Below are 14,579 nucleotides of genomic sequence, written 5' to 3'. Positions count from 1 at the left end.
TGATTACGGTCAGCTCCTTTTTAAAGTTTTCTAATTTATCAGTGACAGAAAGTCTATTTTTTCGTAGTTACCTTAGGAAAAAGATTTCAGTTTGTGACCTCTCTTGATTAAGGAAACGACCACTAGAGTCACCACCAGCAAAGAGAGTAACCGATCTAAGTAATCTGTACCAATTTGGACGAGGATCGTGCTGATTATTTGATTTATTCCTAATCCGTGTAACACTTGAACGATCATACTTGAACCAGAAGAAGTGATGCCACCAAAAAGTTTTACTGTAATCAGAGAAGAAATGATCGTACCTGGGATTGATAAAATAAGTGCCCAAAAGATCAAAGTCCAGCGATTTTTATTCTGATATAAGCGACCATGAAAAAGGATGCCAGCAAGTAAACCTGTGACTATTTGAACAGGTGAATAGTATAGGGAAAAAATATCTGTTGTCACGCCACTGAGTACACCGCTGATCAAACCCGTCAATAGGCCAAAAATCGGACCAAGTAAAGTACCAGCAAAAATGGTTCCTATTGAATCAAGATAAATCGGTAAGCGGAGCCATAAAGCAATGGTACCACCAAGATAATTGATTCCAATACATAAAGCGACAATGGTGATCATTCTTGTTGTTATTCTTTTTTTTGACATATTATTCATCCCATCTTTAATCTTTCCAGATCTTTTTTAATCATTTCTTCTTGTGCATTTAAAAGAATGGTCAAAAACTTCCAGAAAAATAGATGAGTGTCTACTTCTGTCAGAATCATACTATTTGGTTTTTTTTGCCAAAAATCAAAGCGATCAACGAGTGTTTGTCCGCGACTGATCCCTTGCTTTTCAACAGCGGTATAACTTTTAAAGCCATGACAAATACTGCCATCAATAAAATAGGCAACGGCTAAAGGATCATTGATGACACAACCGAGAATTCTTTCTTGTTGCCAATGAAAGTCAAAATAAAAACGAGTAATCGCTTTTAAGTAGGCGCCTTCATCAGGATTGATTTGACAGCAATATTCCAGTAAAGTAGGTGTTAAAACAATTTCTCTAGTGACATCTAGTCCGACCATTTCAATCAGCTTACCTAAGTGTTTAAAGACAAAGGCTGCTGCATCAGGATCACACCAATAATTGTATTCCGCTACTGGTGAACAGTTTCCGTGGCTTTTGTAGGTGCCTCCCATCGTAACAAAACGATCTAAGTGCTTGCCTAAATTTGGATTTTTCATCAGTGCACATGCGATATTGGTCAAAGGACCAAGCGCAATAATAGAGGTGTCTGTTTGATTAGAAAAGTATGTCGCTAAAAATTCAACGGCTGATTGTTTTTCTACCTGTTTTTCTTGTACTTTAGCAAAATTTGTTTCACCTAATCCATCTAGCCCGTGAGTGTCTTGTGCGCTTACAAATGCTTGTTGCAGAGGCTTAGCCATCCCTTGATAGACAGGGATATCTAAACGATTACAACGCTTTAAGCACTTGAAAACATTTTGGCTACCAATTTCAACCGGGACATTTCCACAGACCGTGGTGATAGCGACAACTTCAATCTCGGGTGATTTAATCGCTAATAAAAGTGCTAAAGTGTCATCGATTCCAGGATCACAGTCAATAATTACTTTTCGCATTATTTCCAATCTCCTTTCTTTAGAGATACTTAGTTTTTTATTCTGGGAAGTTTCCGAACCAGTCCAAGGATAAGCCTTGATTACAATGCACCCAACTAGTATACTGGCTTTTAAATAATTTGTAAATGTTATTTTAATCTTCTATTTTATTTTGTTGAGATTAAGTTTACATGGAAATAAGGAGAATACTTGAGTCATTTTTTTAGAAAATGTTACAATAAATAAAAAGAGAAAAAAAGATAGAGAGAATAAAGAAAACTTTTATAGAAAGTAGGGGAGATAAGTGATTGTCTTTTATCTTATTGTAGTGGTACTTCTATTATGCGTAGTCATTTATCAAGGCCTTTCTTCTTATTATGCGCAAAAGCTAATTAAATCAGGCCTGCAGCGAGGAAACAATTGGTATGAGAAAACGGGACATCAATTAATGGATCCTTCCGCTTTCACTGTTGTCAAAAAACAACGGCAAATTGCGGAAAATAAAGCTGCAGATTTCTGGGAAAAAGGAAAAGAAATTGAAGTAAAAAGTCAGGACGGCTTAAAACTGATTGGACGAGTTTTCCATTTTTCTCCATCTGATAAAAAGTGGGTTATTTGTGTCCATGATTATCGGAGTAATGGAAAAACGGACATGTCTTACATCGGGGAAAAATATGCAGAAAAAGGTTTTAATGTATTGATCCCTGACTTACGTGCTCATGGAAAAAGTGAAGGCGAAATTATCGGTATGGGGTGGCTGGATCGCTTGGATTTGATTATTTGGATTCGCTATATCTTAAATGAACAACCTGAAGCATCCATTATTTTGCACGGTAGTTCAATGGGAGCAACTGCTATTATGATGGCGAGTGGCGAAAAATTACCAGAGGCTGTCCGTGGATTTATTCTTGACAGTGGATTCGTCTCTGTATACGCAGAATTTAGGTACATGTTGAGTAAATTAACTTTTCTTCCTCAAAAAACAATCATGCGTTATGCCAATCGTTACGCAAAAAAATATGCGGGTTATTCATTAAAGCAAGCTTCAGCAACACGTCAGTTGGGGAGCAATCATCTTCCTTTGTTGATTATTCATGGAGAAGAGGATCATTTTGTGCCAGTGGCTGCAGCTTATACGATCCAAAACGCAACAGCAGGTGAAAATGAACTATACTTGGTACCAGATGGGCAGCACTTAGAAGCTGCAGTTAAAGATTCTAATACCTACTGGACTGTCGTTTTTTCATTTATTGAACAGCGCATCCATTTATAATCCTCACACTTGTCTCTAAGTATAAATAATTGTTTGTCTAGCAACAGACTGTTAAAATTAAGAAGAACAAATGATTGGGTTGAGACAAGGAGTGACAAATAATGGAAATTAAAGAAGAACAAAATCGATTGGTACTACTAAATGATGATGCACAAGAAATTGGAGAAATGACTTGGTCTGATGCAGGTCCGGATGTAATGATTATTGACCATACATTCGTTGATCCAGAATATCGCGTGCAAAAATTAGCAGAGAAATTGGTTTTTTCTGGTGTCGAATTGGCCAGACGAGAAGGTAAAAAAATTATTCCATTATGTCCATATGCTAAAAAAGAATTTGAAAGAAAATCAGAATACCAAGATGTACTTCACAAGTAATGGATTGGCGAAAAAAAGAGCAGAAGATTTGAGCAAAATATTTTAAATAAAAATAAACTGAAATCTAAAAAAACAGCTAAGTATTTTTTAGGTTTTGGTTTATTTGTCTTGTGACAACTATTCGTTTTGGGATACGACCAAAGTATAAAGGCAGAGGTTCTTTTAACTTAGGTGGTTGTCAGAGTTTTTTTTATATGATAAAGTAAAAGGGATGATATTTTGTAGAAAGGAGGCTGTTCTATGTATAATTTAATTTTAGGGATCGTGATTGTTTTATCTATTGTGATGGTGATTGCTATTATGATGCAACCAAGTAAACAAAATAGTGCAGCAAGTGCATTTACAGGCGGTGCGGATCAATTATTCGGTAAACAAAAAGCGCGTGGATTCGAAGCAGTCATGCAACGTTCAACCGCATTTATGGGTGCAATTTGGATGATTTTATTGTTTGTACTTGCCTTTTTATCTTCTAAATAAAAATTGCTTTAAACAATTAATGAGCGATGGATGACTCTTAATTCTAAGACAAAATCAATTGAAAGTCTGATAGTTGTTTTTTAGCATCCGAGTCGGAATGTTCGAAATGAATGTCTTTTTTCGAAAAATTTCGGCTTCTTTAGAGTATTTATTTTATGATGACGCATGGGAAAAAAAGATAAGCTATTTCTTGAAGAGCAGTGACAGAGGTCTCGGCTCTTTTTTTATTGTGAAAAAGCTGATTTGCCATAAGAGATCCTCCATTTATGGTAAAATGAAAAGCACGAGGTGAGCAAAATGAAAAGTCTACCAAAACCCCTTTATGTAAAACACGGTCAGCGCGCGGTTTTATTGTTGCATGCCTATTCTGGCAGTCCTAATGATGTTCGCATGTTGGCACGCTACTTGGAAAAATCTGAATACACTGTCTATGCGCCCTTATTTACTGGACACGGCACCCTAAATCCCCAAGATATCTTGACACAAAAAACTGAAACTTGGTGGGAAGATACCAAACAAGCGATTCATTTTTTAGAATCAGAGGGATTTTCTCAAATTGCTGTTTTTGGTTTATCAATGGGGGGGATTTTTGCGATCCGTGCAATGGAGGAGTTACAAATGATTGGCGGCGGTTTTTTCTGTTCGCCTATTTCTCCAGTTGAAAATCATGTGCCAGAAAATTTTGAGCGTTACGAGCGTTATGTGCTAAAGGCTGCAGGAAAATCGGAGCAAGTAATTGAAGAAACTGTTACCTCTCTTCGACCACATGTTCATCAACAATTAATAGAAATACAAAAACAAGCTGCAATTGCAGAAGAAAAACTGAATGAAATTCAAGCACCTGTTTTTTTAGCTCAAGCAGGACAAGACGAAATGATTGATCCATCTGGTGTCTATGAAACAGCAAAAAAATTGGCAGATAAACGAATGACGATTCAATGGTATCCTCAGAGCAAGCATGTGATCACTGTTGGTGAATCAAGAAGATTATTGGAAAAAGATGTGTTGGAATTTCTAGAGAATTTACCTTGGAATGAGGAATCAATATGACAAAAGAAACTTTAAAAGAAAAAATTATTTTCTTTATTGAAAAGGAACGTAAAAAAAGCTTTTCAATGGAAGAAATTGCTCAAGGATTGGGATTACAAAAAAGCGAAGACTTTAAATTACTTGTCCAAACGGTCGCACAGATGGAAAGAGAACAAATGGTGGTTTTTACGAAAAAAGGGAAAGTAAAATTACCATTAAAACCAGTTTTAATCGAAGGGACTTTTCGTGCTAACGAACGTGGTTTTGGATTTGTAACGATTGATCCAGAAGAAGACGATATTTATATTCCAAAAGAAGCAACTGGTTATGCTATGGACGGTGATACGGTAGCCATAGACATTATTAAAACAGCAGATTTTGTGATGGATCGTGGAGCGGAAGGAAAAGTAGTGGAAATCCGACAACGTGCCACGACTCAGCTAACCGGAGAATTTGTGGCTTATACAGATGAAGAGGTAAAAGAAACAGATCTTTATGGAGTTGTGATACCGAAAGATAAAAAAATGAATCAATTTAAAGTCTATGCTGTAGCTGAAGGCGTCCGTCCGGTCGACGGTAGCATTGTTATGATCGAGATCACTCACTATCCAGAGAAAAATTATGCGACGAGTTTAGAAGGCATTATCAAGCAAGTGATTGGACACAAAAATGACCCTGGCATGGATATCTTATCAGTCGTTGTATCAAATGGCATTCCTACAAAATTTCCAGATGATGTATTATCAGAAGCGGATCAGGTACCGGATAAGATTAACGAAAAGGATCTCCTTGATCGTAAAGACTTAAGAGACCAGTTGATCGTAACAATTGACGGGGAAGATGCAAAAGATTTAGATGATGCAGTAACTGTCAAAAAATTAACGAACGGCAATTATTTCTTAGGTGTTCATATCGCTGATGTTTCTTATTATGTGACGCAAGGAAGTCAATTGGATCGTGAAGCATATGAAAGAGGAACGAGTGTATACTTAACGGATCGTGTGATACCAATGATTCCACAGAGACTATCAAATGGTATTTGTTCATTGAATCCTCATGTGCCTAGATTGACAATGAGTTGTGAGATGGAAATTGACCCCAATGGACAGGTTGTTTCCCATGAAATCTTTCCAAGTGTCATTCAAACGACAGAGCGCATGACCTACACAGCCGTGAATCAAATATTAGAAGAACAAGATGAAACTGTCATGAAACGTTATGAACAGCTAGTACCTATGTTTCAAGAGATGCAAGAATTGCACCATATTTTAGAAACAATGCGGATTCGTCGTGGGGCTATTTCTTTTGAAGACCGTGAAGCTAAAATTATGGTGGAACCAGATGGGCACCCCATTGACATCTTACTTCGAAGTCGTGGGGTCGGTGAACGATTGATTGAATCGTTTATGTTAGTAGCTAATGAAACAGTAGCTGAGCATTTCAACAAGCAACATTTTCCCTTTATTTATCGTATTCACGAACAACCAAAGGAAGAAAAAATGCAACGTTTCTTTGATTTTGCCTCCGCACTGGGAATTGTTGTGCGTGGAACAAAAGGAACAATCACACCGAAAGATTTACAAAAAGTAGTAGAAGATGTAGAAGAAAAACCAGAATCAGCAGTGATCAATACAATGTTATTAAGAAGCATGCAACAAGCACGCTACTCAGAAGATAATTTTGGTCACTATGGCTTAGCAGCAGAATATTATACGCACTTCACTTCTCCGATCAGACGCTACCCCGATTTGATTGTGCATCGCTTGATTCGCTCTTATGGGCAAGATCCAAGTGAGACCAATCAAGCTTATTGGGAAGCTGAATTGCCAGAAATTGCGGATCATAGTTCGAAGATGGAGCGCCGGGCAGTGGAAGCGGAACGTGAAGTTGATGCAATGAAGAAAGCTGAATTTATGATGGATAAAGTGGGAGAAGAATTTGAGGGAATCATCAGTTCAGTCGTCAAATTTGGCTTGTTTATTGAGTTGCCAAACACGATTGAAGGATTAGTTCATATTAATGAGCTTAAACAAGATTATTTCCACTTTATTGAAAATCATCTCGCATTAGTTGGTGAACGGACGGGGTTAACGTTTAAAATCGGACAAAAAGTTCGTGTAAAAGTGATAAAAGCTGATCCAGAAGAACGTGCAATTGATTTTGAGTTGATTGAAGCTGAAGAAGTTCTGCCGCTTGAACGACCAAAAACAGCAAGAAAAGGTCGTCCCACAAATCAACAAACCAAACAGTTGAAATCTCGCTCAGAAAGAAACGGGAAAAAGAACCCTCATACCAATGAGCGGAAAAAAATGAAGATGGCAACAAATAAAAAAAGCAAAAAACCTTTTTACAAAGGAATTAAAAAGAAAAAGAAGAAGTAAATAGAAAAGAATGTTAGTTTGGAGGAATGTCTTATGCCAAAGGGCGAGGGCAAATTAATCGCACAAAATAAAAAGGCTCGCCACGATTATTCGATTATCGATACGATGGAAGCAGGAATGGTTTTACAAGGAACAGAGATCAAGTCCATTCGAAATAGCCGCATAAACCTCAAAGATGGATTTATTCGAGTACGTAATGGCGAAGCTTTTTTGCATAACGTTCATATCAGTCCATATGAGCAAGGGAACATTTTCAATCATGACCCTTTACGGACAAGAAAATTGTTACTGCACAAAAAGCAAATCACACGTCTGGAAAGCGAAACAAAAAATACGGGGATCACTATTGTGCCTTTAAAAGTGTATATTCGTGATGGCTATGCAAAAGTTTTGATTGGTCTTGCGAAAGGGAAAAAATCATATGACAAACGTGAAGATTTAAAACGTAAAGATGTCGATCGACAAATTGATCGAACATTAAAAAATTTCTCTAGATAATTTCATTATCCTTTTTCGCATATTCGGTGCTTTTAGGTTTACTTAATGATAAAATTTGTTAGCATTTAATCTGATAAAGCATGATATCACAGGTTTTTTCTTGTAATACAGCACCATGATTTTCATGGAAAAAGGAATTTTTTAGACTGAAATAAAAAAATGTCGTTTTTTCATGAAAATGTTTTGAATTTTCTGTTTCATGGTGGTATGATACCGTTTGGTTGGAAAACGATTTAGAAAAACCAGATGTACACATGAATTTGATTTTATGTGAAATTCAGGGAAAAGAGGTGAAATGGATTGGATGAACGCTCGCTAACGTTCCATATTGGACCGGTTTGGTTTGATGGTACTGTTTGTATGATGGTGTTATGGACCTGTTTAATTGTCTTCTTCTTAGTTTACTTCTTTACGAGAAACCTCAAGATGAAGCCAACGGGAAAACAAAATGCGCTAGAATGGGTCATTGATTTTACCCGTGGGATCGTAACTGATAACCTGCCTAGAAAAGAATTGAATAATTTTCATTTATTGGCTTTTACATTATTTTTATTTGTCTTTGTCGCAAATAATATCGGGTTAATCACAAAAATCGTCTTACCTAGCGAAACCACAATTTGGAAAAGTCCGACAGCAGACCCGTTTGTTACTTTAACTTTGGCATTTGTCATGATTACACTTACTCATTTATTCGGGGTGAAAAAGCTTGGCTTTAAAGGGTATTTTGTAAATTCGTTCCTGAAACCATATAGTTTTATGTTTCCAATGAAACTAATTGAAGAATTTACGAACCTATTAACACTTGCTTTACGTCTTTACGGAAATATCTATGCGGGGGAAGTTTTGCTTACCTTGATTGCAAGTATGATGAACAATTTAGGTTGGTTCTCTTTACCGTTAGCAATTCCTTTAGAGATGGTCTGGATCGCCTTCTCATTGTTTATCGGAAGCATCCAAGCATTTGTCTTTGTCACTTTATCAATGGTGTATATGAGCCATAAGATTGAAGTAGAAGAATAACATCGTTTTAAACAAACTACTATTTATCTATTTAGGAGGAAACAAATTATGAATTATATCGCATCAGCAATCGCAATCATGGGAGCAGCTATCGGAGCTGGTTATGGTAATGGTCAAGTAATTTCTAAAACAATTGAATCAATGGCACGCCAACCAGAAATGTCAGGTCAATTACGTACAACAATGTTTATCGGGGTAGCCCTAGTTGAAGCTGTTCCTATTTTAGGTGTGGTTATTGCCTTAATTCTAGTATTCGCCGTTTAATCAATTCTACTAAACGAGGATGGGACAAAATGTCACTAATCCTCTTTTCCTTGTAGAAAACTGAGAAAGAAGCGGTGTTTTTATTTTTGAAGTAAAAAACAGCTTGTTTCTTAACAAACTAGAATAAAAGGTGTGTAAAAAGCTGAACAAGAAACGTCAAGTTCCTTTACGCTCCAAACGATACACCTTAAAGAAAGGAAGGCTCGCCTATGCTGAATCAATTGGCAATTGCAGAAGTTGGGAATCCGATGTTAGGTAACATCATTGTTGTCAGCGGCTCATTTGTGATATTAATGTTCCTATTAAAGCACTTTGCTTGGGGACCAATCAGCGATATTTTGAAAAAACGTGAAGATAAGATCGCCAATGATTTAGATTCTGCTGAACAATCTCGCATCAAGGCAGCAAAAATGGAACAAGAACGCGAACAACAATTGTTAGCTTCTCGTTCAGATGCTGCTGACATCATTAAAAATGCGAAAGAAAGTGGAGAATTAAGCCGTCAAAATATTTTGAAGGATACACAAGAAGAAGTTGCACGTCTAAAAAGCAAAGCGCAAGCCGACATCACGTTAGAACGTGATTCAGCGTTAAACTCTGTAAAAGATGATGTGGCTGATTTATCCCTTCAAATTGCGGCTAAAATCTTGAATAAAGAATTATCTCCAGAGATGCATGAATCTTTAATTAATCAATATATTGAAGGTCTAGGTTCTTCAAATGAAACTAGATAAATATACTGTCGGTAGACGCTATGGTAAAGCATTGTTTGAACTGGCGATCGATTCAAATAGTGCAGAAGAAATTTACCAAGAATTATTAAGCTTACGCCAAATCTACGGTGAAGTTCCTGGATTAGGCAACGTGCTTAGTGACGTCCGCTTAGAACCTCATGAAAAACGTATCATTATGGATAAACTGATCAGTGGTTTCGACGGTATCGTAAAAAACTTTTTAGAAGTTGTCTATAGTTACAATCGTATGTCCGATTTATTATTTATGATCGATGAGTATGAACATCGCTACAATGAATATAAAGGGCTACTTTTAGGCAGTGTAAAAACTGCAGTACCACTTTCTGACGAACAATTACAAAAACTAGAAAAGAATGTTGCAAAAACAATGGACTATCAAACAGTGGAATTAAAACAAATTGTTGATTCTTCTATTATTGGTGGGGCAATTGTTGAAGCCAACCATCGAGTAATCGACGGAAGCATTCGTACGCAATTAGAAAAAATGCGTAGTCAATTAAATAGATAGTACAAAGAGGTAGGTGAATCGAATGGCTATCAAAGCAGAAGAAATTAGTGCCTTGATTAAAGAACAAATTGAAAATTATCAAAACGTGCTTTCAGTCGAAGAAATCGGTACCGTGACTTATGTTGGTGACGGAATCGCTCGTGCACATGGGTTAGAAAACGCAATGAGTGGTGAGTTGCTTGAATTTTCAAACGGCTCATACGGAATGGCGCAAAACTTAGAATCAAATGATGTAGGGATCATCATCCTTGGTGATTTCGAAACTATTCGTGAAGGAGATAAAGTAAAACGAACCGGTAAAATCATGGAAGTCCCAGTTGGGGAATCTTTGATTGGACGTGTCGTTAACCCATTAGGACAACCAATTGATGGACTAGGTGAGATCGTAACAGATAAAGCTCGTCCGGTAGAAGCCATGGCACCTGGTGTTATGCAACGTAAATCAGTAAATGAACCAATGCAAACGGGTTTAAAAGCCATTGATGCATTAGTTCCAATTGGACGCGGTCAACGTGAATTAGTCATCGGTGACCGTAAAACAGGTAAAACATCGATTGCGATTGATACGATTCTTAACCAAAAAGGTCAAGATATGATCTGTATTTATGTGGCGATCGGCCAAAAAGATTCCACTGTACGTACACAAGTGGAAACATTGAAAAAATATGGTGCGATGGATTACACAATCGTTGTCAATGCAGGCGCATCACAACCAGCTCCATTGCTTTATATTGCACCTTATGCAGGAACTGCAATGGGTGAAGAATTCATGTATAACGGCAAACATGTCTTGATTATCTTTGATGACTTATCAAAACAAGCTGTTGCCTATCGTGAACTTTCCTTACTATTACGTCGTCCTCCAGGTCGTGAAGCTTATCCAGGGGATGTATTCTATTTGCACTCACGTTTATTGGAACGTGCGGCAAAATTAAGTGATGATTTAGGTGGCGGTTCAATGACTGCCTTACCATTTGTTGAAACACAAGCGGGAGATATCTCTGCTTATATTCCAACTAACGTGATTTCAATCACTGATGGACAAATTTTCTTAGAAAGTGATTTGTTCTATGCTGGAACTCGTCCAGCGGTTGATGCTGGACTATCCGTTTCTCGTGTTGGTGGTTCTGCTCAAATCAAAGCTATGAAAAAAGTAGCAGGAACATTACGTCTTGACTTAGCAAGTTATCGTGAATTAGAAGCATTTACACAATTTGGTTCTGATTTAGATGCTGCGACACAAGCAAAATTAAATCGTGGACGTCGGACAGTTGAAATCTTGAAACAAAAACTTCATGCCCCACTTGCTGTTGAAAAGCAAGTAGTCATCTTATATGCTTTGACACACGGATTCTTAGATAGTATTCCAGTAGACAGCATCTTAGATTTTGAACATGAATTATTTGAATATCTAGATACGAACCATTCTGACATCTTTGAAACCATTCGTACAACAAAAGATCTTCCAGATGAAGAAACGTTAAATACTGCGATTCAAGAATACAAAGATATATTTTTAGCGACAAAAGGAAATACCTCTTCAACAGAAGACAAATTGAAATCCATTCAAAATGCATAGTGAGGTGAGATGAATGGGCGCTTCATTAAATGAAATCAAGACCCGGATTGCTTCAACGAAGAAAACGAGTCAAATCACTCGAGCAATGCAAATGGTGTCCGCTTCTAAACTGACAAAATCTGAAGCTTCTTCCCAGAAGTTTCAGATTTATGCAAACAAAGTCAGAGAAATCGTCACTCATTTGACAGCAACACAACTAAATGACATTGCTTCTGATAATCCTCGAGGAGATATCAATTACAATAGTATGTTGGTTAGTCGCCCAGTAAAGAAAACTGGCTACATCGTGATTACAGCTGATGGTGGTTTAGTTGGTGGCTACAATAGTTCTATTTTAAAACAAACAATGTCTATTTTAGAAGAAGACCATCAGTCGCCAGATGATTACGTAATGATTGCTATCGGAGGAACTGGCGCAGATTTCTTCAAAGCTAGAGGGATTAATTTAGCTTATGAATTACGCAATTTGTCTGATCAACCAAGTTTTGACGAAGTACGTAAAATCGTAGGTATGGCAACAACAATGTACCAAAATGAAGTATTTGATGAATTGTATGTATGCTACAATCATCATATCAATTCACTAACTAGTCAATTTCGGGTAGAAAAAATGCTACCAATATCTGATTTAGACCCAGAAGAAGCAACGACTTTTGACCAAGAATACATTTTTGAACCTTCAAAAGAAGAAATTTTGGCTCAACTGTTGCCTCAATATGCGGAAAGTTTGATTTACGGTGCAATTGTTGATGCAAAAACAGCAGAACATGCGGCAGGTATGACTGCGATGAAGACTGCAACAGATAATGCTGCAACTATCATTGATGATTTGACGGTATCTTATAACCGTGCAAGACAAGGGGCTATTACCCAAGAAATTACCGAAATTGTTGCCGGAGCTTCGGCACTAGAATAGTATTGAGATTGGAGGAAAAAAGATGAGTTCAGGCAAGATTGTTCAAGTAATCGGTCCCGTTGTCGACGTGGAATTTTCTTTAGACCAATCCTTACCAGATATCAACAACGCATTAGTTGTTTATAAAAATGATGAGAAAAAATCAAAAGTTGTTCTTGAAACAGCGTTAGAATTAGGTGACGGTGTCATCCGTACAATCGCAATGGAATCAACAGATGGTTTGCAACGTGGGATGGAAGTCATTGATACTGAAAAGGCCATTTCTGTGCCAGTAGGTAATGAAACTTTAGGTCGTGTGTTCAATGTTTTAGGAGACACGATTGACTTATCTACACCTTTCCCTGAAGATGCGCCACGTAGCGAGATCCATAAAAAAGCGCCAAACTTTGATGAATTAAGTACAAGTACAGAGATCCTTGAGACAGGAATCAAAGTAATTGATTTGTTAGCTCCTTACTTAAAAGGTGGGAAAGTTGGTTTGTTCGGTGGTGCCGGTGTAGGTAAAACCGTATTGATCCAAGAATTAATTCATAATATTGCCCAAGAACATGGTGGTATTTCTGTGTTTACCGGTGTTGGAGAACGTACTCGTGAAGGTAATGATTTGTATTACGAAATGAAAGATTCAGGCGTTATTGAAAAAACAGCCATGGTCTTCGGACAAATGAACGAACCACCAGGTGCACGTATGCGTGTTGCATTGACTGGTTTAACAATCGCTGAATATTTCCGTGACGTAGAAGATCAAGATGTGCTATTGTTTATTGATAATATTTTCCGTTTCACACAAGCGGGTTCAGAAGTATCTGCCCTTTTAGGTCGTATGCCTTCTGCCGTTGGTTATCAACCAACGTTAGCAACAGAAATGGGTCAATTACAAGAACGGATTACCTCAACGAAAAAAGGTTCAATTACATCAATCCAAGCCATTTATGTGCCAGCCGATGACTATACTGACCCTGCGCCAGCTACTGCATTCGCTCACTTAGATGCAACAACAAACTTGGAACGTAAATTAACCGAACAAGGGATCTACCCAGCCGTAGACCCATTGGCTTCATCTTCAAGTGCTTTGGCTCCTGAAATCGTAGGTGAAGAGCATTATAAAGTAGCTACTGAAGTCCAACACGTATTACAACGTTACCGTGAACTGCAAGATATTATTGCAATCTTAGGGATGGATGAATTATCTGATCAAGAAAAAGTTTTAGTTTCTCGTGCACGTAGAGTTCAATTCTTCTTGTCACAAAACTTTAACGTAGCGGAACAATTTACTGGACTTCCTGGTTCTTACGTGCCAGTAGAAGAAACGGTTAAAGGTTTCCGTGAAATCTTAGAAGGTAAATACGATGACCTTCCAGAAGAAGCATTCCGAAGTGTCGGTAGAATAGAAGACGTCGTAGAAAAAGCGAAAAAACTAGGCTACTAGAAAGGGGTGCCCCATGGATCAATATTTAACTGTGAATGTGGTGACTCCTGATGGTTTGGTCTATGATCACCATGCAGCAATCGTCGTTGCACGTACAACAGCGGGTGAACTTGGTATTTTACCAAAGCATGCGCCCATCATCGTTCCTTTAACGATTGATGAAGTACGTGTGAAAAGAACAGACTCTGACACACACGTAGACTGGATCGCTGTAAATGGCGGAATTATGGAAGTTCGTGACAACGTTGTTTCTATCGTAGCAGATAGCGCGGAACGTGAAAGAGATATTGATGTTTCCCGTGCTGAAAGAGCAAAACAACGCGCCGAACGACAAATTGCAGAAGCAAAAGAAAAAGAAGATACCAATGAATTGAAACGTGCGACCGTTGCCTTGCATCGTGCAATCAACCGAATCAAGGTTTCAAAACATTCGTAGAGGTTGTGACAGAGCCGCTTAGCTCTGAGTATT

General features: G+C 37.7%; 16 protein-coding genes and 1 riboswitch. Of the genes, 14 read left to right on the top strand and 2 right to left on the bottom strand.

The window, feature by feature from the left end:
- Positions 1–72 precede the first annotated feature (72 nt).
- Together EVI01_RS07620 and EVI01_RS07615 are read right to left on the bottom strand one after the other, a co-directional pair.
- Positions 73–645, bottom strand: coding sequence for an ECF transporter S component (locus EVI01_RS07620; protein ID WP_010752528.1), 573 nt, complete (start codon positions 643–645; stop codon positions 73–75).
- A 5-nt stretch (positions 646–650) separates the two neighbouring features.
- Positions 651–1,625, bottom strand: coding sequence for a nucleoside hydrolase (locus EVI01_RS07615; protein ID WP_010752527.1), 975 nt, complete (start codon positions 1,623–1,625; stop codon positions 651–653).
- Between the two features lie 23 nt (positions 1,626–1,648).
- A riboswitch (PreQ1 riboswitch) is annotated at positions 1,649–1,693 on the bottom strand.
- Positions 1,694–1,908: 215 nt separating this feature from the next.
- Between EVI01_RS07615 and EVI01_RS07610 the strand changes: the two genes are divergently transcribed.
- The 14 genes from EVI01_RS07610 (at position 1,909) to EVI01_RS07550 (ending at position 14,546) form a co-directional block, all read left to right on the top strand.
- Complete coding sequence (locus EVI01_RS07610; RefSeq protein ID WP_010752526.1) at positions 1,909–2,877, top strand: alpha/beta hydrolase; 969 nt, start codon at positions 1,909–1,911, stop codon at positions 2,875–2,877.
- Positions 2,878–2,978: 101 nt separating this feature from the next.
- Positions 2,979–3,254: a GNAT family N-acetyltransferase gene (locus tag EVI01_RS07605; protein ID WP_010752525.1), complete on the top strand. Its 276-nt coding sequence runs from the start codon at positions 2,979–2,981 to the stop codon at positions 3,252–3,254.
- Between the two features lie 240 nt (positions 3,255–3,494).
- Positions 3,495–3,731, top strand: a complete 237-nt coding sequence (gene secG / locus EVI01_RS07600; protein WP_010752524.1) for a preprotein translocase subunit SecG — start codon at positions 3,495–3,497, stop codon at positions 3,729–3,731.
- Positions 3,732–4,028: 297 nt separating this feature from the next.
- On the top strand, positions 4,029–4,781 hold the full coding sequence (locus tag EVI01_RS07595; protein ID WP_010752523.1) for an alpha/beta hydrolase: 753 nt from the start codon (positions 4,029–4,031) through the stop codon (positions 4,779–4,781).
- Positions 4,778–7,141, top strand: coding sequence for a ribonuclease R (rnr, locus tag EVI01_RS07590; protein ID WP_010752522.1), 2,364 nt, complete (start codon positions 4,778–4,780; stop codon positions 7,139–7,141). The genes EVI01_RS07595 and rnr overlap by 4 nt, the downstream gene beginning before the upstream one ends.
- Before the next feature lie 33 nt (positions 7,142–7,174).
- On the top strand, positions 7,175–7,639 hold the full coding sequence (gene smpB, locus EVI01_RS14080) for an SsrA-binding protein SmpB (protein WP_010752521.1): 465 nt from the start codon (positions 7,175–7,177) through the stop codon (positions 7,637–7,639).
- Positions 7,640–7,939: 300 nt separating this feature from the next.
- Complete coding sequence (gene atpB, locus EVI01_RS07585; RefSeq protein ID WP_010752520.1) at positions 7,940–8,659, top strand: F0F1 ATP synthase subunit A; 720 nt, start codon at positions 7,940–7,942, stop codon at positions 8,657–8,659.
- A 48-nt stretch (positions 8,660–8,707) separates the two neighbouring features.
- Positions 8,708–8,923, top strand: coding sequence for an ATP synthase F0 subunit C (gene atpE, locus EVI01_RS07580; protein WP_010752519.1), 216 nt, complete (start codon positions 8,708–8,710; stop codon positions 8,921–8,923).
- A 209-nt stretch (positions 8,924–9,132) separates the two neighbouring features.
- The gene (gene atpF / locus EVI01_RS07575; protein ID WP_010752518.1) at positions 9,133–9,657 is read left to right on the top strand and encodes a F0F1 ATP synthase subunit B; all 525 of its coding nucleotides are present in this window, start codon (positions 9,133–9,135) and stop codon (positions 9,655–9,657) included.
- Positions 9,644–10,186: an ATP synthase F1 subunit delta gene (atpH, locus tag EVI01_RS07570; RefSeq protein WP_010752517.1), complete on the top strand. Its 543-nt coding sequence runs from the start codon at positions 9,644–9,646 to the stop codon at positions 10,184–10,186. Before atpF ends, atpH begins: the two co-directional genes overlap by 14 nt.
- A 22-nt stretch (positions 10,187–10,208) precedes the next feature.
- Entirely contained in the window at positions 10,209–11,765 is a 1,557-nt protein-coding gene (gene atpA / locus EVI01_RS07565; RefSeq protein WP_010752516.1) for a F0F1 ATP synthase subunit alpha, read from the top strand.
- 13 nt (positions 11,766–11,778) lie between these two features.
- Positions 11,779–12,681: a F0F1 ATP synthase subunit gamma gene (locus EVI01_RS07560; protein WP_010752515.1), complete on the top strand. Its 903-nt coding sequence runs from the start codon at positions 11,779–11,781 to the stop codon at positions 12,679–12,681.
- A gap of 22 nt (positions 12,682–12,703) precedes the next feature.
- The gene (atpD, locus tag EVI01_RS07555) at positions 12,704–14,110 is read left to right on the top strand and encodes a F0F1 ATP synthase subunit beta (protein WP_010752514.1); all 1,407 of its coding nucleotides are present in this window, start codon (positions 12,704–12,706) and stop codon (positions 14,108–14,110) included.
- Between the two features lie 13 nt (positions 14,111–14,123).
- The gene (locus EVI01_RS07550) at positions 14,124–14,546 is read left to right on the top strand and encodes a F0F1 ATP synthase subunit epsilon (RefSeq protein ID WP_010718593.1); all 423 of its coding nucleotides are present in this window, start codon (positions 14,124–14,126) and stop codon (positions 14,544–14,546) included.
- Positions 14,547–14,579: the final 33 nt, after the last annotated feature.

Source organism: Enterococcus villorum (assembly GCF_007990225.1).
Lineage (GTDB): Bacteria > Bacillota > Bacilli > Lactobacillales > Enterococcaceae > Enterococcus_B > Enterococcus_B villorum.
This window is presented reverse-complemented; position numbering and strand designations above follow the sequence as displayed.

Bases quoted from the DNA above. Each gene is read 5' to 3' on its own strand.
- EVI01_RS07620 (WP_010752528.1), bottom strand. From the start codon at position 645: ATGTCAAAAAAAAGAATAACAACAAGAATGATCACCATTGTCGCTTTA.
- EVI01_RS07615 (WP_010752527.1), bottom strand. From the start codon at position 1,625: ATGCGAAAAGTAATTATTGACTGTGATCCTGGAATCGATGACACTTTA.
- EVI01_RS07605 (WP_010752525.1), top strand. From the start codon at position 2,979: ATGGAAATTAAAGAAGAACAAAATCGATTGGTACTACTAAATGATGAT.
- secG (WP_010752524.1), top strand. From the start codon at position 3,495: ATGTATAATTTAATTTTAGGGATCGTGATTGTTTTATCTATTGTGATG.
- EVI01_RS07595 (WP_010752523.1), top strand. From the start codon at position 4,029: ATGAAAAGTCTACCAAAACCCCTTTATGTAAAACACGGTCAGCGCGCG.
- rnr (WP_010752522.1), top strand. From the start codon at position 4,778: ATGACAAAAGAAACTTTAAAAGAAAAAATTATTTTCTTTATTGAAAAG.
- smpB (WP_010752521.1), top strand. From the start codon at position 7,175: ATGCCAAAGGGCGAGGGCAAATTAATCGCACAAAATAAAAAGGCTCGC.
- atpE (WP_010752519.1), top strand. From the start codon at position 8,708: ATGAATTATATCGCATCAGCAATCGCAATCATGGGAGCAGCTATCGGA.
- atpF (WP_010752518.1), top strand. From the start codon at position 9,133: ATGCTGAATCAATTGGCAATTGCAGAAGTTGGGAATCCGATGTTAGGT.
- atpH (WP_010752517.1), top strand. From the start codon at position 9,644: ATGAAACTAGATAAATATACTGTCGGTAGACGCTATGGTAAAGCATTG.
- atpA (WP_010752516.1), top strand. From the start codon at position 10,209: ATGGCTATCAAAGCAGAAGAAATTAGTGCCTTGATTAAAGAACAAATT.
- EVI01_RS07560 (WP_010752515.1), top strand. From the start codon at position 11,779: ATGGGCGCTTCATTAAATGAAATCAAGACCCGGATTGCTTCAACGAAG.
- atpD (WP_010752514.1), top strand. From the start codon at position 12,704: ATGAGTTCAGGCAAGATTGTTCAAGTAATCGGTCCCGTTGTCGACGTG.
- EVI01_RS07550 (WP_010718593.1), top strand. From the start codon at position 14,124: ATGGATCAATATTTAACTGTGAATGTGGTGACTCCTGATGGTTTGGTC.